Raw genomic sequence first — 18104 nt, forward strand, 5'->3', positions numbered from 1 at the left:
AAAAACATGAGGGCATTCACCCATCAAAACCAGGCCCCCAGGCATCCGCAGCCTGCGCGCAAACTCCGCATCGCCGTCGTTGGTGCCGGCTACTGGGGACCCAACCTGGCGCGCAACCTCCAGGCAAGCCCGGACTGGGACCTGGTGGCCATCTGCGACCTGGACCTTGAGCGGGCGCGGAAGCTTGCGGCGACGCTCGGCGAGATCCCCTGCGTGGAGTCCCTGGATGAGTTGCTGGACTTTTGCGAGGTGGACGCCGTTGCCATTGCGACGCCGGCCCGCACCCACCATGGAACGGTTATGACGGCGCTGCGCGCCGGAAAGCACGTCCTGGTGGAAAAGCCGCTCGCTGACAGCCGGGAGCACGGGCTGGAGATGGTGGCCGAGGCGCAGGCGAACGGGCTGGTGCTGATGGCGGACCACACCTACTGTTACACCCCCGCTGTCCTGAAGATGCAGGAGCTGGTGCAGTCGGGATCCCTAGGTGAAATCCTGTTCGTGGATTCCACGCGGATCAATTTGGGCCTCGTCCAGCCTGACGTTGATGTGTTCTGGGACCTGGCGCCGCATGACCTCGCCATCCTGGATTTCGTCCTGCCGGGCGGCCTGAATCCGGCCGAGGTGTCAGCGTTCGGCGCCGATCCGCTGGGAACCGGGCGGGACTGCGTGGGACACCTGAACTTCCGGCTCCCCAACGACGCCACCGCCCACGTCCACGTGAACTGGCTGAGCCCCACCAAGATCCGGCAGATGGTGATTGGCGGGTCCCTGCGGACACTGGTCTGGGACGACCTGAACCCCCAGCAGCGCCTCAGCGTCTACGACCGGGGAGTCAGCCTGGACCGGCAACCCAAATCTGCCGGCGAGAAGGCCTCCACTGCCGTCTCATACCGCCTGGGCGACACGTGGTCCCCTGCATTGCCGGAGCGGGAGGCCCTCAGCCAGGTAGTGCAGGAACTGGCCTCGTGCATCCGCAACGGCCAGGAAGCCCGCACCGGTGGCGCCTCCGGGCTCCGGGTGCTGTCTGTCCTGGAGGCAGTTACCCGCAGCCTGGGTATGGACGGGCAGCCGGCTCCGGTGGCCGGAGCCGAGCTGGCCAGTGCCGGACCAGACCTGGAGGGGGCGCTGTGAGCGCGCTGGAGGGGGCCCACGTCCTGGTCACCGGCGGGGCGGGCACCATCGGATCCACCCTCGTGGACGCCCTGCTCGATGCCGGAGTGGCGCGGATCGACGTCCTGGACAACCTGGTCCGCGGCCGGCTCGGCAACCTTTCCGGTGCCCTGGCAACCGGACAGGTGGAACTGGTGCGGGGCAGCATCCAGGACCGGGACCTGGTGCATGACCTCACCAAAGGGAAAGACGTGGTGTTCCACCAGGCGGCCATCCGCATCACCCAGTGCGCCGAGGAACCACGGCTGGCCCTTGAGGTGCTGGTGGACGGAACCTTCAACGTTCTGGAGGCAGCAGCGGAGCACAAAGTGGACAAGCTGGTGGCAGCCTCCAGTGCCTCCGTGTACGGGATGGCCGAGGAGTTCCCCACCCCCGAACGGCATCACCACGCCAACAACGACACCTTTTACGGCGCCGCCAAGTCCTTCAACGAGGGCATGGCCCGCAGCTTCCGCGCCATGAGCGGGCTGGACTACGTGATGCTGCGCTACTTCAACGTCTACGGGCCCCGGATGGACGTCCACGGCCTGTACACCGAGGTCCTGGTGCGGTGGATGGAGCGGATCATGGACGGGCAGCCGCCCCTGATCTTCGGCGACGGCCTGCAGACCATGGACTTTGTGCATACCGCGGACGTTGCCCGCGCCAACGTGTTGGCGGCGGCAAGCAGCATCACCGAGGGCGTCTACAACGTGGCCAGCGGTACGGAAACCAGCCTGCTGGAGATGGCCCGGGCGCTGCTGCGGGTCATGGGGTCAGGGCTTCAAGTGGAACACGGGCCCGCACGCCAGGTGAACGGCGTGGTGCGGCGGCTTGCCGATACGTCTGCCGCCGCCCGCGATCTCGGCTTCAAGGCCGAGGTGGAACTCGAAGAAGGACTCAGGCAACTGGTCGGCTGGTGGATGCCGCTGCGCGACGAGATTGCCGCTGCACGGAAGGTTGGTGCGCCATGACTGCGGAAACATTCCTGACCCGGATCAACGTCATGAAGCCCTGGCTTGGGGAAGAGGAAGCCCGGGCCCTGGCCGAAGTGGTGGCCTCCGGATGGGTGGCGCAGGGGCCCAAGGTGAAGGAGTTTGAGGCGCGCTTTGCCGAAGCCCAGGACGCCCGCCACGGTGTGGCGACCTCCAGCTGCACCACCGCCCTGCACCTGGCGCTGGTGGTGGCCGGAATCGGGCCGGGGGACGACGTCGTCGTGCCTTCCCTGTCCTTCATCGCCACCGCCAACGCCGTCACGTACGTAGGCGCCCGGCCGGTGTTCTGCGATGTGGACCCGGCAACCGGGAACGTGACCGCGGAAACCATCCACGCCGCACTCACCTTGGACACCCGGGCGGTGATCGTGGTGGACCAGGGCGGGGTGCCGCTGGACATGGACCCCATCCGTGAGCTGTGCGACCGCCACGAAATCACCGTCATCGAGGATGCGGCGTGCGCCGTGGGCTCCACGTACAAGGGCCGGCCGGTGGGGGCGGCCGCGGACGTTGCGGTGTGGTCGTTCCATCCGCGCAAGATCCTCACCACCGGCGAGGGCGGCATGCTCACCACCAACCGGGCTGACTGGGCTGCGAGGGCCAGGACGCTGCGGGAGCATTCCATGAGCGTGTCCGCTGCGGACCGGCATGGCGCGCTGCTGGCCCCGCCGGAGGCCTACCTGGAGGTGGGTTTCAACTACCGGATGACGGACCTGCAGGCCGCCGTCGGAATCGTCCAGCTTGGCCGGCTGCCCGAGGTCCTGGCTCGGCGCCGGGAGATTGCGGCACGGTACGTGGCCGGACTGGCCCGGGTACCGGGCCTGCGGCTGGTATCGGACCCGCCCTACGGCACCACCAACTTCCAGTCGTTCTGGGTGGAGGTGCTGCCCAGCTTTGGCACAACGCGGGACGGGCTGATGGAGAAGCTGGCCGAAGCGGGGATTTCCGCCCGCCGGGGCATCATGGCGGCACACCGCCAGCCCGCCTACCGGTGGCGCGACTCGGGCGGATCCCTGCTGCAGCACACGGAGCGGCTCAATGACCGGACGTTGATCCTGCCGGTGTACCACGAACTGGACGACGACGGGCTGGGCAGGATCATCAGCACCATCCGGGCAGCGGCAGCAGGGACGCGCACATGAGTGAGCTGATCCTCATAGCGGCCAGCGGCCTGGCCCGCGAGGTCCTGGCGATGGTGCGCAGCAGCGGGCAGTACGACGTCGTGGGTTTGCTTGATGACGACAAGGAGATGGCGGGGGTCAGCGTGGACGGCGCCCCCGTATTGGGGACCATTGACGACGCTGCCAGGTACACGAACGCGTTCGTGCTGGTGTGCATCGGCTCGGGCCGGGCGCGGGAATCCGTGGTGGAGCGCCTCACGGCGCTGGGCCTCACCGAGGCCCGCTACGCCACCGCGATCGACCCTTCGGTCCAGTATCCGGAAGGGTGCCGGGTGGGCCGGGGCAGCATCCTGCTCCGCAATGTCACGCTCACGGCGTCCGTCACGTTGGGCTCGCATGTGGTTGCCATGCCTTCCGTGACGTTCACGCACGACGACGACGTGGCGGACTTCGCGACGTTCGCTGCGGGAGTGTCACTGGGCGGCGGAGTCCGGATTGGCCGGGCAGCCTACCTGGGCATGAACGCCAGCGTCCGCGAACGGACGTCAGTGGGCGCCTACGCCACGGTGGGGATGGGGGCGGCGGTCCTAAGCAACGTCCCCGACGGCGAGACCTGGGTTGGCGTGCCCGCGCACGAGATCGACGGGGACGGATTCCGGATCGGGGGGATGTCATGAGGGTTACATGGCCCCGGGAAGCTGAATTACCTGCAACTGTCACCGTTGTCATTCCCTGCTACAACTACGGACACTATCTCCCGCAGGTAGTGCAGAGCGTACTGGCCCAAAAGCGCGTTGCGCCAAGGATCATCATTGTCGACGATGCCTCACCGGATGGGTCCGTGGAGGTGGCAAATGCCCTCGCCGACGGCGACTCCAGGATCACTGTGGTGGCGCACGGGAAAAATATGGGCCATATCGCCACCTACAACGATGGTCTCTCGAGGGTTGAAACCGAGTTCGTAACGCTCGTGTCAGCAGACGACATCGTCGCTCCTGGAGCCCTGTCCAGGGCTACAGACCTGATGAGGGCATATCCCCGCGTAGGCATGGTTTATGGTCTGCCGACTGAATTCCGCGGCGACCCCGAGCCTGCCTGGGAAGAAGATGGCGCGCGGCGCAGCAGTTGGACCATCTGGCCAGGCAAAGAATGGCTCCTATGGTCCTGCCTGCGGGGACGGAATTTCATCTTTTCCCCGGAAGTGGTGATGCGTACCTCCGCTATGCGGCAAGTAGGCCCCTACAACAAGGATCTTCCGCACTCAGCGGATTTCGAGTATTGGCTGCGGACTGCAGCCGGTTGGGACATCGGCAGAATAAACGGCCCATCCCAGGCGTACTACCGGGTCCATGGGAAGAACATGCATCTCACAACCTACAGCACCCTTCAGATCGACTTGGAGCACAGGCTTGCTGCCTTCCGGGTGCTGGCCACGGCGGAGGTAACCCATCAACTGCCCAATGGAGGCCACCTCCTTGAGCTCGCCAAACGGGGAATCTGCCGGGAAGCCCTCCTGCTGGCTGAGCGGAACCTGGACAGCGGGGGACCAACCGGCGCTTCCCTCGAGTTCCTTGACGTAGCTATTGCCGCCTATCCTGCCGCAGCCGAGACTGTACGCGGCCGCACCCTCAGTCACCGGCTTCGGCGGGCCTTGGCCGGAGCAGCGCCCACAGGCTTCCAGAACTTCACTGAAAACTACCGGCACCAACTGAACCGCGCACGTTGGGTTGCGTGGCGCAAAGTTGGCATCTCATGAGCGCGGAGCAGCTGAAAGCGGGTCCGGTCCAAACGATCAAGGCAGGATTCAAGGGAGGGCTTGCCTGGGGCGCCGCCGGGGTAGTGGCCGGCAGGGCACTGCAGTTCCTCACGATGCTTATCCTGGCCAGGATATTGGCCCCCGAGCACTTTGGCGCCCTGGCTGTCGCCCAGGTCATCCAGACCATTGCAGTCAACGTGACGGAACTGGGTGCCACCGCAGCGCTGGCACGCGCAGACCGTGATCCTCGTGAAATCGCACCCACAATCCTCACGTTGGGAGTGGCAACGAGTGCGGTGATCACGGGAGCCGTGATTCTCTTTGCGCCAACCTTGGCGGCAGTCCTTGGTGATCCCGGTGCTTCGGGCGTCATCCAAATCCTCTCCATCACCATTCTCCTGTCCGGGTGTTCAGGCGTTCCGGCCGCACTGGTATGGCGGAACTACCTCCAACGGCCGCGGGCCTTCATTGAAGTCGCAGGGGCTGCCCTGACTCTTGTGGTCGCGGTTCCCATGGCGCAGGACGGCTGGGGAGCCTACGCCCTGGTATGGTCGCGGGTCGCCGGTCAGGTGCTGACTACCGGTGGGTACTGGGTTATCACCCCGACACGGTTTCGTCCGGGCTTTGACCGCGCCGCGGCGGCCTATGTCCTGCGGCTGGGGATGCCGCTGGCGCTGGCAAACCTCGTGGTCTTCGCCACCCTGAACCTGGATTACGCCATCGTGGGCAGGCAGCTTGGGCCCGCCCAGCTGGGTGTCTACCTCCTGGCGTTCAGCCTTGCCAACCTTCCGAGCAGCCTGCTCACCGCGATGATCCGAACTGTTGCCCTTCCAACTTTCGGCAGGCTGCACAAGGCAGGGCTGCTGGACCGCGCGGCACCGGACGTGTTGGGACTCGCTGCTTTCCTGGCCATGCCGGTTTCCGCGCTGCTGGTGGCCTTGGCGGCTCCCCTGGTGCAGGTACTCTATGGCATCGCGTGGGCGGGTGCCGCAGGGGCGATGATTGGCCTGGGTATTTTCGGAGCGGGCAGGATCACCTCCGACATTCTGGCGGATCTATGCGTCGGCGGCGGCCGGACCGGCGGCCTGTTTTGGGTGCAGACGCTGTGGCTGGCGTGCCTTTTCCCTGCCCTCCTGGCAGGCGTTTCCTTCTGGGGTGTCACCGGTGCCGGCAGCGCACATGCGGCGGTTATCTGCCTGGCGGTCCTGCCCGTGTACTTCATCCTGGCTGGGCGGGTTCTCGGCACCCCAGCCAAACGCCTGGTGGCTCCCCTCATTGCGCCAGTTGGCGCTGCGGCCGGAGCCGGCGTTCTCAGCTGGCTGGTCGCGAACGGCATCGCCCAGCCTTTGGCTGCACTTGCAGGTGGCGGTCTTGCCGGGGCAGCTCTGTATCTGGCCTTGACCGTCAGAACAGCCAAAAGGGCGATGGCCCGGCTGGCGTCCCTGACCGATGCAACTCCAGGCAATGAAGCAAACGCTCCATCCCCCCAGCAAACCCCTGCCGCGACCAGCCCTACACCACCGCAAAGGAGCTCCCATTGAAAACTCTCCAGCAAATCCGGGTCCCCCTGGTCGACATTGCCGCCCAGCAGGAGGAAATCCAGGAAGACCTCGAGCCCGCCCTCATGGACATCCTGAAGCGGGGAGCTTTCGTCGGCGGCAAGGAGGTGGAACTTTTCGAGCAGCAGTACGCCGAATTCATCGGATCACGGTACTGCGTTGGCACCGGCAACGGGACGGATGCCCTGGAGATGGCGCTATCCGCGGCCGGGGTCGGGCCGCAGCAGGAGGTGATTGTGCCGGCAAATACTTTCATCGCTACCGTAGAGGCCGTCCTTCGGACCGGCGCCAAGCCGGTTCTTGCGGACGTTGACGAGGAGCACCTCCTGCTGGATCCGGACTCGGTGCGAAAGTCGGTGACCAGCAGAACCGCCGCCATCATCCCGGTACACCTCTTTGGGCAGGTGGCCCCAGTCGAGCGGCTGGAGCCGATAGCCCGCGAATGCGGCGCTGTCATCATCGAGGATGCCGCTCAAGCACAGGGTGCCACCAGATTCAGCAAGGCTGCGGGGACGCTCGGCAGCTTGGCTGCTACCAGCTTCTACCCCGGAAAAAACCTGGGGGCAGCCGGCGACGCCGGCGCAATTACCACGAATGATGAGGAAGCAGCCCGCTACATCAGGCTGCTCGGTGCACACGGAAGCGAGCACAAGTACCAGCACGAAATCATGGGCCGCAACTCCCGCCTGGACACCCTTCAGGCGGCGGTGCTTTCCTGCAAATTACGGCGCCTCGGCGCCTGGAATGACCTGCGGCGCGAAGCTGCACACCACTACCAGGAGCTCTTGGCCGATGCCCGGACGCTTAAGCTGCCACGCTCCGCTCCGGGAAACGCCGACGTCTGGCACCTCTTCGTTGTCCGCCTGGCCAACCGGGACGCAGTCGCCGACCACATGAACCGGGCCGGCGTTTCCACGGGGGTGCACTACCCGGTTCCTGTCCACCACACGGCCGCATGGCACCGATTGGGGCTGCCCCCAGCGCACTGCCCCGTGGCGGAGTCGGCTGCCAAGGAAATCCTGTCGATTCCCATCTATCCCCACATCAGCAGGGCGCAGCAGCAGCAGGTCGCGGACGCCTTAACCGATGCACTGGCCGGGAGGTCAAAGTGACAGGGATCAAGATCGGTGAAGTGATCGCCGGAACCAAAGCCAGGGGCATTGCGGATACCTCATGCCGCGTGGTGCGGCGCCTTTACCGGGAACTGGATGCACTGATGGGCATACAAGCACTGGACTTTCCCTTGAACTCCGCCGACGTGTTCAGCTCCGTCGATGCCGGCGTGGCCTCCCGAAGGACCTTCGAGGGCGCAATGGACATTGCGTGGCTGATCACTCCACCCGCTCCCGGTGCCGGAGGGCACACCACCCTCTTCCGCATGGTGCGCGGAATGGAACAGCGCGGACACCGCTGTACCGTCCTGGTGTACAGCCGGAACGGCGAGGCTTTGGCCCGGCACCGGGCCGTCATCAGGAAATGCTGGCCCGACGTCGCTGCCGGCATCGAAGCGGTGCCGGCAACCTTGGACAGTTTCGATGCCTGCGTGGCCAGTTCCTGGGAAACCGCCCATGTGCTGGCCACCCGCCTGCCGCGCCACGGGGGCCCCAGCCCCTTCTACTTCATCCAGGACTACGAACCGTTCTTCCATCCCCGCGGTTCGCTCTATGCCCTTGCGGAGGACAGTTACCGTTTTGGGTTCACCATGCTGGCCCTGGGCCCCATGGTGGCTGAAGTCCTGGAAGGCGAAGCTGGCGTCAAGGCGCGCGTCCTGCCCTACGGCAGTGACACGGGCACCTACCGGCTGACCAACACGGGCGCCCGTTCGGGAGTGGTGTTCTTCGCCAAGCCCGGGGCGGAACGCAGAGGCTACGACATGGGACGCTTGGCACTCCAAGAGTTCCACCGGATGCATCCGGAACAGGAAATCCACATCTACGGATCGCGGGTGTCGGGCTGGGGCATTCCTATCACGCAGCACGGAACCCTTTCTCCCCGGCAGCTCAACGAACTGTACAACCGCACCATCGCCGGGCTGGCCCTCTCTTTCACGAACATCACACTTGTGGCGGCCGAGATGCTCGCGGCTGGCAACATCCCGGTCCTTAATGACCATCCGTTCTCCCGGTCTGTCCTGACCAATCCGGAAGCCTTGTGGGCTGCACCCAGTCCTGCGGCTCTCGCCAAAGCTCTTAGCCAGGCTGTCACCGCCGCTGGTGCAGCCGAACGTTCCCGGAGGGCGGCCGCCCACCGCGAGCACACCTGGGCGGAAACGCAGGCCGTCTTTGCTGCCGCAGTAACCGGCCAGGACCCAACCTCCGACGCCCAAAGCCAACAAGAGAGGCAGGTGGCCCTATGAGCACCAGTGTGGATGTATCGGAAGACAGTAAGGCCGCAACGGGGCTGGGCCTGACCGGCTACGTCCGGGTGGCACGGGCTTATTGGCGCTCCATTTGCGCGCTGACCGTGGGCCTGGCGCTGCTGGCCACGGTATGGGGGGCGCTTCAGCCCCGCGTCTATGCGGCAGAATCGAGCGCCCTGGTCCTGACGGTGGGATCGGAGAACCTCGAAACCCTGCTGACCGGCGACGCCCTGGCCAAGTCCAAAATCAAGAACTACAAATCCATCGCCGAATCCCGGCTTCTGGCCGACCGCGTCATCAAAGCCGCCAATCTGAAGATGGATGCGGACGCCCTGATGAGTACTGTCACCATCAGCGTCCCGCTGGAAACGGCAGAAATCCGCGTGACGGCCAAGTCACCGGACCCTGCGACGGCGCAGAGGGTCGCAAACACCTGGATTTCGGAGCTTGCCAACCAGGTGCAGGACCTCGAAAAGTCGGCAGCATTGGCAGGATCTTCCCCTGTGGCCACCCCTGCCGTCGGCCTCACCCCCCTGGACACCGCGCCTGTGCCCACAACGCCGGTTTCCCCCAACGTAAAACTCGCCGCCCTCTTCGGCCTCGCAGCCGGGCTGTTCCTCGGATACGCTTCCGCCCTCCTGCGCCACCACCTCGACCGGCGGATCCGCAAGGCCGAACAGATCGAGCAGCAATTCGGAGTGCCTGTCATCGGAACCCTCCCTGTAACAAGCCAATTGCGGGAGAAGAGCTCCGTGGTCCAGCCCAGGCCGGGCCCCACGCCCCGGTCCAGCATTGGAAGTTTTGCCTACACGGAAGCCCTCCGTGAACTCCGCACCAACCTCGGCTTCGTAGATGTGGACAATCCGCCCCGGGTCATCCTGATAACCAGCTCTATTCCTGCCGAGGGAAAGTCCACCGTCGCCGCCAACCTGGCTGCTGTGCTGGCCGCTGGCGGTGAAAGCGTGGTGGTAGTGGATGGAGACCTGCGCCGGCCCAGCATTACGAACATCTTCGGCCTGGTCCCTGGACTGGGGGTCACGGATGTCCTGAGCGGACATGCAAGAGTGGCTGATGCCCTCCAGATCCGCGGAGATTTCCAGAAACTGTTGATCCTGGGCGCCGGGCGCACACCGCCAAACCCCAGTGAGCTGCTGGCGTCCAACGCGATGGCTCAACTCCTGAAGACTTTGTCGGACCGCGCCATTGTGCTGATCGACGCGCCACCGCTCCTTCCCGTGACTGACGCAGCGGTCCTGTCCAAGCTGGCCGACGGGGCAGTCCTGGTGGTCAGGGCCGGCAAAACCACCAGGGACAACCTCGCCAGGTCCCTCGGGAACATCAGGAAAGTCCACGGGACCGTTTTGGGAACAGTCCTCAACTGTGTACCGACAACAGGTGCGGACGGGTATGCCCGGTACCGGGCCTATGGCCACTTCTTCAGGGACTCCGCCCCGGAGCCGGTTGATGGGTTGGAACCTGCAGAAGCCGTGGACGCGACAGCGCCACCGAAAGACGCCGCAACGGAAAGCCATGCGAGGAGATCCTGATGAAACGTTCTGTTGCCATCATCGGAACCCGTGGCTACCCCAGTTACTACGGCGGTTTTGAGACAGCGGTCCGACGGCTCGCCCCGTTCCTTGCCGACGAAGGGTGGGATGTGAATGTCTACTGCCGCCCCGGCGCCACCAGGGACGACAATGACCGCGACGCCCGTGTCAGGACAACCACAACCCTGGGACTGGAGAAGAAATCCCTGAGCACCCTGTCCTATGGGCTCACAGCCGCACTTCACGCCTGCTGGCAGAAGCCGGACGTTGCCCTGGTCATGAACGTGGCCAATGGCTTTTGGTTGCCGCTGCTCAGGCTGAGGGGAATTCCCACGGTGGTGAACGTCGACGGCATGGAATGGGAACGCGCCAAATGGGGCCGGCTGGCCAAGACGGTGTTCAAACTGGGCGCGCGCTTTACCGCCCGTTACGCCGATAGGCTCATCTGCGATTCCCTGGAAATCCAGCGCCGCTGGCAGGGTGAATTCGGCAGGGAAAGCACTTTCATCCCCTACGGCGGGGACCAGCCGGAGGAACTGGACGTCCTGCCCGGCCTCCCGCACGGCGGCTACGTCCTGATGGTGGCCCGGTTCGTTCCCGAAAACACCGTGGCCGAGTTTTTCGAGGCCGTCGAGTCCCTCGCTGAGGACTACCCGGTGGTGATCGTCGGGTCGTGCGGATATGGCGGCGCATTGGACGGCGCGGCGTCGTCGCTTGCGGAGCGCCACCCCAACGTCAGCTGGCTGGGCCATGTCAGCGACGACCGGAAGCTGTGGTCGCTTTGGCAGCACGCGGGTGCGTACTTCCACGGCCACAGCGTTGGCGGGACAAACCCTGCCCTGGTACAGGCCATGGCATGCGGCGCCCCGGTGGTTGCCAGGCAGACGCCCTACAACGCAGAAGTATTGCCCGATTCGGAGCACCTGGTCCCGCCGGAGCCTTTGCTGATCGAAAAAGCCATCCGGCGCATGTTGACTGACCAAGACCTGCGCGAGCGGGAGGGTGCCCGCAACAAGGAACGGGCAGCACGGCACTACAACTGGCCGGACGTATGCGCCAGCTACGCAAAAGTGTTGCTGCAGGCCGTCCACACATCACCGCAGGAAGCCGCACCCGTGCTGCTGAAACGACCGGCGGCATGACCACCCGGGACGTTGCCGCCGTCGTTGTCCACCACCGAAGCCTGGACACCTTGGCCGGAACCCTGGCCCTCCTCCTGGCGGACGGAGTACAGCCCGAAAAGCTGCTGGTGGTGGACAACAGCGAGGAACCCGGGAAACAGGAGGAACTTAAGGCCCGCCTGCCCGCCGGCGCAAGCCTCATCCTCTGCCCCAACGCCGGCTACGGCGCCGCGGTGAATCTCGGGGCGGCATGGCACGAGGCAAATACGCCCGGCTGGCAGTACCTGCTGATCTCGACGCATGAGACACGTCCGCAGGCCGGAGCCGTGGGTGTGCTCCGTGCGGCCCTCGCCGCCGACGCGTGCACGGCTGTGGCCGGCCCGGTCCTGGTCACCGGCCCGGAGGGGGAAACGCTATGGTCCGACGGCGGCTACCTCACCCGGGCGCTCAGGCTTCCCCGTCACCGTAATCACCGGCGCCCCAGTTCCGGGAGTGCGGGCGGGCCTCCCCGGGAGGTCACCTGGCTCGACGGCGCCTTCCTGATGACCCGGCGGGGCATCATCACGGGTTGTCCCATCGACGAGCGCTTCTTCCTGTACATGGAGGAAACGGACCATCACCTCGCCCTCGGGAAACGGGGCTGGAAGGTCAAGATCTGTCCTGAGGCAAGGGTATGGCAGGAGTCTGCGGGCATCCCGCCCTACTACTTAACCCGGAATGTCCAGCTGTTCCTGGCGAAGAACGGAACGGGGCTTCAGCGCAGGGTGGCAGCGCCGTACCTGATTCTCCGTGCAGTGGCGCGTGACGCTGTACGGCACAATCGTCCTGCCGCCCTGCGCCCCATGCTCGCTGGGTTGCGGGACGGGAGGGCCCTCGCAGCCACACCGTTGGCGGCCACACCCCCCGCACCCCACATCACGGTGGTGAATCCGCTGGGCGCCGCACTGGCCCATTACACTGAAGCCCTGCGCCGGCACCTTCTTGACGCAGGCTTCGACGTCGAGATGCGGTCCCTGTTGGAACCATCCATCTCCGGGAAGGGCCGGCTCCACTGGGTGGGCTCGTATGCTGCCCTGCTGGCCCGGGCAGGGGTGCGAAGCCAAGGACGGACGCACGTGCTGGTTACCTGGCCGGTGCTCGGATTCCTGGATCTCATCCTGGTGAAACTCCTTTGCGGGCCGGCCACCGTCATCTACCACGACCCCCAGCCGCTGGTCCGGTCCGTGGGATCGGGTGCCCGCTCCGCTGCCGTGGCGCAACGGCTGGCAGGCAGTGTGCCAACACTGGTGCACAGCGAGCAGGCCGCACTGGCGATGCGGAGCCTGGGACTGGGCGGCAGTCTCCGCGTCGTGGCGCATCCGGCCGCCGTCCATGAAGCAGCCGTATCCCCGGGCCAGGAGCCCCCACGCGCGCAGCCCACCATCCGGGTGCTGGGCCAGTACAAGCCGGACCGGGACCTGCAGCTGCTGGAGTTTCTCGCCCAAAGGCTGGCCGGATCATGCCGGCTGGAAATAGTTGGCCGGGGGTGGCCGGACGTCGAAGGCTGGCACGTGGACCCACGGTTCGTTTCCGAACCGGAACTCGATCAGCTCGTTGCCACGGCTTCTGCGCTGGTCATCCCGTATACGCGCTTTTTCCAAAGCGGCATAGCGGTGAGGGCCCTGGAAAAGGGAGTACCCGTCGTCGGGCGTGCGGGGACCAGCCTTGGGGACCTTTACGGGGCGGGGTCACCATTGTTGGTGTCCGACGGCGGCCCCGGACCGGAGGACGTAGATGCCTGGCTGGGAGCAATCGGCTTTGCCCTGCGGGAGGGACGTACCGAGGCTGCACGGGCCGCTGCGTCATTCCGGGAGCGCGCATCGCGTGAGTGGGCGGAGTTCGCGTCCAACACTTCACGGTAGCTGGGGAGTCGACGATGACGCCGGGCGGGGTTGATTCCGCCGGCTGCTATCCGCCCCTTACGGGCTCCTCCAACCGGTGCTTTGGCCGACGCCTGCTTCCCAACACGCGCTGGGCAACTCCGGCAGGCTCTTCCCCCCGCGGCACCAGGGCCCGGGGGACGGGAAAGCGGGCGGCGGTCCCCTCATAGGAGTCAGCAGCGGTCCCGGGCCGGCTGAGGGCAACAATCGCCAGGCCTACGAGAAGCCAGGTGACGGGGAAAAACACGGCGTTCGAAAAGAGGCTGCAGGCCAGGCAAAAGAGGAGGCCCTGGCCAGCGACGGTCCGCGTGCGCAGGAAAGCGAGTCCCGCGAGGAAGAGTATGAGCGGGACGGCGAAGAACGCGCCATCGACCCACATCCCGATTATCCAGTTGCTGGCAACGTTGTTGCCGGCCTCGGCCGCCGTCTCTATCTGGCCCCAGACGCCGACCCGGCCGGCCGCGCTCAGCCCGTGGCCGTAGACCGGAACAGATTGTGCCAGGGTCATAAGGGAGTCGTTTTGCCGGATGCGCGCCTGGCCGGAAATATCGTCCTCTTGGACGGTGCCGAACATCGTCGAGGCACGCACGGACAGGTCTTCCTGGAGCTGCGGCAGGGTGGAGAGCGCTGCTGCCGCTACCAGGACGGCAATCGCTACTGCGGCAGCCCGTCCACGCCGTGCGGCGCGTGCGCTTCTCCCCCGCACTCCCCCAAGCCGGTCCACGAGTACAAAAACTGCCAGGACCGCCAAACTTACCGCCAACGCAACCCAGGCAGCCCTGGCCATGGCCAACACGAAGACGGACAGGTTGATCAGGCACAACATGACTTTGGCCCGCCGGGACATCGGCATTCGCCAGCTCAGGATCAGTCCCAGGCCGGCAAACATGCCAAGCCAGTCAGGCTCAGGATAAATCCCTGTCGGCCGGCCAATGGAACTGATTTCCAGGTGCCATAGATCCGTGGGTATCACCTTGAATACCTGCAGGAGGCCAACCAAGCTGCCAATCGTGGATATGGCCAGCAGGCCCCAAAGGATGGCCGCAGCATCACGCCGCGTAGCCCGCGCCGCCACAATGGCTGCCGATCCGGCCAGCGCCAACAGCTGCAGGGCGAGGGTTGGGCTGTTCACGAGGTCGCCCAGGAGCGTGGTCGACGCGAGCAGGAGGGCGGACGAAATCATCAAGGCGAGGTGCTTCACCGAGGTTCTGTTTGCCCTCCCCTCCGGAAGGCACACCCAAACGGCCGCAAGGAGGGTGAAGGCATGGATCCTGAAGATCTGGACGCCCACCAATCCAGCGGAGACTCCGAGGATGAAGGACAGGATGGTTCTTCGGGCAGGGTGGGTGAGGATGGCCACCGCGCCAAGTACTGCCGCTGCCAGGACCAACCCCGCACTGAGGATCTCCACCTCCGCGCCCCTAGGCCTGCGTGCACCCGGTTGGAGGGATGGACTTTGCGTCGAACAGCATATTCGGCTCCATGCTCGGTTGGCTCACAGCGGACGTTCCTCCGCATTTTCAACCGTAGGCAGGGTGCAGCGCCCTCTCTAGGCCTTCAGGCCGGGCATGTGGCTACCCGCACGGACGTTTGTGGTGCCGCAAAAAGGAGAAAACTACGCGGCGGTCCCGAAGAACAGCTCCGCCACGGCGGCCAGGCGCAGGGGATCCTCCACCCCGCACAACTCACGCGCGGAGTGCATGGACAGCAGCGGCACACCCACGTCCACCGTACGGATGCCCAGGCGGGTGGCCGTGAGCGGACCGATGGTGGAGCCGCACGGCACCACGTTGTTGGACACGAACTCCTGGTACGGCACGCCGGCCTCGCGGCACAGCCGTGCCCAGAAGGCGGCGCCATACGCGTCCGTGGCGTAACGCTGGTTGGCATTGATCTTCAGGAGCGGGCCGCCGTTCAGCACTGGATGGTTGGCGGGATCGTGCCGCTCCGGATAGTTCGGATGCACCGCGTGCCCTGCGTCGGCAGAGAGGCAGAACGACGCCGCCAGGGCCTGCCGCCGCTGGCCCGCCGTTGCGCCCAGGCCGTCGGAGATGCGCACCAGCACGTCTTCAAGGATGGGTCCGCACGCGCCGGAGCGGGAGTTGGAGCCGATTTCCTCGTGGTCGAACGCGGCGAGGACGGCAATGGGGCCGCCGGCATCTCCGGAACCCGCGTGGGCAACCAGCGCAGCAAGCCCGGCGTGCGTGGCCGAAAGGTTGTCCAGCCGCCCTGATGCGAAGAACTCCCCGTTGCCCCCGAAAACCGCAGGCTCCTGTGTGTCTGCGATGACGACGTCGTACCCGCCGATCTGTTCCGGGTCGACGGAGGCGCCGGGAACCGCAGCTGCCAGCACACCCAGCAGGTCCGAATCCGTTGGGTTCCCCAGCCCCCACACCGGGTTCATGTGCCGCTGCTTGTCGAGGGTAAGTCCCTCATTCACGGCCCGGTCCAGGTGGATGGCCAGCTGCGGGAAACGGAGCAACGCGCCGGTGGCCGTGAGGTGCTCGGTGCCGTCGAGCATTACCAGCCGGCCCGCGAGCCGGAGCTCGCGGTCCAGCCAGGAATTCAGCAGTGGTCCGCCGTAGATTTCCACTCCGGCCTGAAGCCAGCCGTAGGCGCCGGTGGTCGGTTTGGGCTTGAGCTTGAACGACGGTGAATCGGTGTGCGCCCCCAGGATGTTGAACCCCGTGGTTGGCCCCGCGCCTTCGGGGACCACCCACGCAATCAGTGCACCGTCCCTGATGATGAAGAACCGGCCCGGCCCGCCCTCCCACTGCTGCAGCTCATCCAGGCGGGTGAACCCGGCCTCTTCCAGCCGCCGGCCGCCTTCGTGCGCGGCGTGGAAGCTCGACGGCGACGCGCTGACATAGGCGCCAAGGTCCTGGATGTGGTCTGCAGCAGAGGAAGGCAAAGGCATGGTCCCGAGTCTAGTGCCGTGCCTACTCGGCAGGCGCCGCTGTGGGTTCGGCTGCCACGGCCGGCTGGCTGGCGGCAGCGCCGTTGCGCCGGTAGCGGAGCACGCCGACCACTACGACCACGGCGGCCAGGGCCAGGGAGAGCAGCAGCGATTCCCGGGTGGATTCCACGATCACCATGCCGATGAGCAGGGCCACGATGCTGATGATCGCTGCCCAGGTGAGGTACGGGAACAGCCACATCTTCAGCTGCAGGTCCTTGGCCGCGGCTCCCATACGGCGGCGGAGGACCAGCTGCGAGGCTGATATGACCAGCCATACGAACAGGGCAATGGCGCCCGAGGTGTTCACCAGGAAGAGGAAGACGGTGTCCGGTGCGATGTAGTTCAGGCCGACGGTAATGAACCCCACCACGGTGGAGGCAAGGACGGCAGCAGCGGGAACTCCCCGGCTGGAGATGCGGGTCCAGGAGCGCGGTGCGTCGCCGCGGGTGGAGAGGGAGAACAGCATGCGGCTGGCCGTGTAGAGGCCGGAGTTCAGGCAGGAAAGCACGGAAGTGAGGACTACGACGTCCATGATGGTTCCGGCGCCGGGGATGCCGAACAGTTCGATGACGGCCACGTAAGGGCTCTTTGCCACAGAGGCGGAGTTCCACGGGAGCAGGGTGACCACCACGGCGATGGAGCCGATGTAGAAGACCAGGATGCGCCACACGGTGGATTTCACTGCCTTCTTCACGGCATCCACCGGGTTCTCTGATTCGCCCGCTGCGATGGTGGCGATCTCAGCGCCGAAGAAGGAGAAGACCACCACAAGGATGCCTGCCAGGACGGCACCCGGACCATTGGGCATAAAGCCGCCGTTGTTGATCAGGTTGCTCAGGCCCGGTGCGGGGACGCCCGGGATGAGCCCCAGGATGGCGGCTGCACCGAAGAGGAGGAACAGGACGATGGCGGCAACCTTGATGGACGCGAACCAGAATTCGAACTCGCCGTACGACTTCACGGAACCGAGGTTGGTCAGCGTCAGCAGCACCATGAGGGCAAGGGCCCACACCCACTGGTCGATGCCGGGCACCCAGCGGTGCATGATGGCCGCGCCGGCCGTGGCTTCAATTCCCAGGACGATGATCCAGAACCACGCGTAGAGCCAGCCAATGCTGAACCCTGCCCAGCGGCCGAGGGCCTTGTCCGCGTAGGTTGAGAACGAGCCTGTTTCAGGGTTGGCGGCGGCCATCTCCCCCAACATGCGCATCACCAGGATCACCACCAGGCCTGCGGCCGCGTAAGCGATGAGGATGCCGGGGCCGGCCTGCTGGATGGCCGCCCCCGAGCCGACGAAAAGGCCTGCGCCAATCACGCCGGCGATGGCGATCATGGACAGGTGCCTTGGTTTCAGGGACTTTGAAAGTTGCTGGTCAGCATGCATGGAAGCGCCGTCCTGTTGGGAAATAGCATGGGTTGAGCGACGTGCCTTGGTGGACACCGGCGGACCGTGTGATGCACCACATCGTCGTTTCACCCTAGGTCCGCCATTATCCGCCCTGCTTTGTGCAGTCCAACAGATCTGACTCCAGGCAACAGGACGGGGCTCCAAGCAGGAACCATCAAAGGCAAGAAAAGTTTCCTGACAGGCATATTTGTCATGTGCCGGAAACCACGCG

General features: G+C 65.5%; 14 protein-coding genes. 11 read left to right on the forward strand and 3 right to left on the reverse strand.

Features of this window, described 5'->3' with window-relative positions; translation table 11 throughout:
- Positions 1-6: 6 nt before the first annotated feature.
- From ACIGJD_RS20280 to ACIGJD_RS20330, 11 genes are read left to right on the forward strand one after another with little or no spacing between them, the layout of a single operon-like run.
- Positions 7-1131 (forward strand): Gfo/Idh/MocA family protein, encoded by a 1125-nt coding sequence (locus tag ACIGJD_RS20280; protein WP_483687701.1) that lies wholly within the window; start codon positions 7-9, stop codon positions 1129-1131.
- A complete protein-coding gene (locus tag ACIGJD_RS20285) occupies positions 1128-2123 on the forward strand; it encodes an NAD-dependent epimerase/dehydratase family protein (RefSeq protein WP_483687702.1) in 996 nt (331 codons plus the stop codon). Before ACIGJD_RS20280 ends, ACIGJD_RS20285 begins: the two co-directional genes overlap by 4 nt.
- A complete protein-coding gene (locus ACIGJD_RS20290; protein WP_483687703.1) occupies positions 2120-3286 on the forward strand; it encodes a DegT/DnrJ/EryC1/StrS family aminotransferase in 1167 nt (388 codons plus the stop codon). The genes ACIGJD_RS20285 and ACIGJD_RS20290 overlap by 4 nt, the downstream gene beginning before the upstream one ends.
- Positions 3283-3942, forward strand: coding sequence for an acetyltransferase (locus tag ACIGJD_RS20295; protein WP_483687704.1), 660 nt, complete (start codon positions 3283-3285; stop codon positions 3940-3942). Before ACIGJD_RS20290 ends, ACIGJD_RS20295 begins: the two co-directional genes overlap by 4 nt.
- Positions 3939-5021 (forward strand): glycosyltransferase family 2 protein, encoded by a 1083-nt coding sequence (locus tag ACIGJD_RS20300; protein ID WP_483687705.1) that lies wholly within the window; start codon positions 3939-3941, stop codon positions 5019-5021. The genes ACIGJD_RS20295 and ACIGJD_RS20300 overlap by 4 nt, the downstream gene beginning before the upstream one ends.
- On the forward strand, positions 5018-6562 hold the full coding sequence (locus ACIGJD_RS20305; protein WP_483687706.1) for an oligosaccharide flippase family protein: 1545 nt from the start codon (positions 5018-5020) through the stop codon (positions 6560-6562). Before ACIGJD_RS20300 ends, ACIGJD_RS20305 begins: the two co-directional genes overlap by 4 nt.
- On the forward strand, positions 6559-7692 hold the full coding sequence (locus ACIGJD_RS20310) for a DegT/DnrJ/EryC1/StrS family aminotransferase (RefSeq protein WP_483687707.1): 1134 nt from the start codon (positions 6559-6561) through the stop codon (positions 7690-7692). Before ACIGJD_RS20305 ends, ACIGJD_RS20310 begins: the two co-directional genes overlap by 4 nt.
- Entirely contained in the window at positions 7689-8936 is a 1248-nt protein-coding gene (locus tag ACIGJD_RS20315; RefSeq protein ID WP_483687708.1) for a rhamnosyltransferase WsaF family glycosyltransferase, read from the forward strand. The genes ACIGJD_RS20310 and ACIGJD_RS20315 overlap by 4 nt, the downstream gene beginning before the upstream one ends.
- Positions 8933-10486 carry a tyrosine-protein kinase domain-containing protein gene (locus ACIGJD_RS20320; protein ID WP_483687709.1) on the forward strand — a complete coding sequence of 518 codons (1554 nt, stop codon included), beginning with the start codon at positions 8933-8935 and terminating at the stop codon, positions 10484-10486. The genes ACIGJD_RS20315 and ACIGJD_RS20320 overlap by 4 nt, the downstream gene beginning before the upstream one ends.
- A complete protein-coding gene (locus tag ACIGJD_RS20325; RefSeq protein ID WP_483687710.1) occupies positions 10486-11628 on the forward strand; it encodes a DUF1972 domain-containing protein in 1143 nt (380 codons plus the stop codon). Before ACIGJD_RS20320 ends, ACIGJD_RS20325 begins: the two co-directional genes overlap by 1 nt.
- Positions 11625-13508, forward strand: a complete 1884-nt coding sequence (locus tag ACIGJD_RS20330; RefSeq protein ID WP_483687711.1) for a glycosyltransferase — start codon at positions 11625-11627, stop codon at positions 13506-13508. The genes ACIGJD_RS20325 and ACIGJD_RS20330 overlap by 4 nt, the downstream gene beginning before the upstream one ends.
- A gap of 46 nt (positions 13509-13554) precedes the next feature.
- Here ACIGJD_RS20330 and ACIGJD_RS20335 read toward each other — a convergent pair whose 3' ends face one another.
- From ACIGJD_RS20335 to ACIGJD_RS20345, 3 genes are all read right to left on the reverse strand, one after another.
- Positions 13555-14937, reverse strand: coding sequence for a hypothetical protein (locus tag ACIGJD_RS20335; protein WP_483687712.1), 1383 nt, complete (start codon positions 14935-14937; stop codon positions 13555-13557).
- 204 nt (positions 14938-15141) lie between these two features.
- A complete protein-coding gene (locus ACIGJD_RS20340; protein ID WP_483687713.1) occupies positions 15142-16443 on the reverse strand; it encodes a M18 family aminopeptidase in 1302 nt (433 codons plus the stop codon).
- Positions 16444-16465: 22 nt separating this feature from the next.
- Positions 16466-17869: an amino acid permease gene (locus ACIGJD_RS20345; protein ID WP_483687714.1), complete on the reverse strand. Its 1404-nt coding sequence runs from the start codon at positions 17867-17869 to the stop codon at positions 16466-16468.
- Positions 17870-18104: the final 235 nt, after the last annotated feature.

The organism is Arthrobacter sp. E1SS-5 (genome assembly GCF_057073715.1).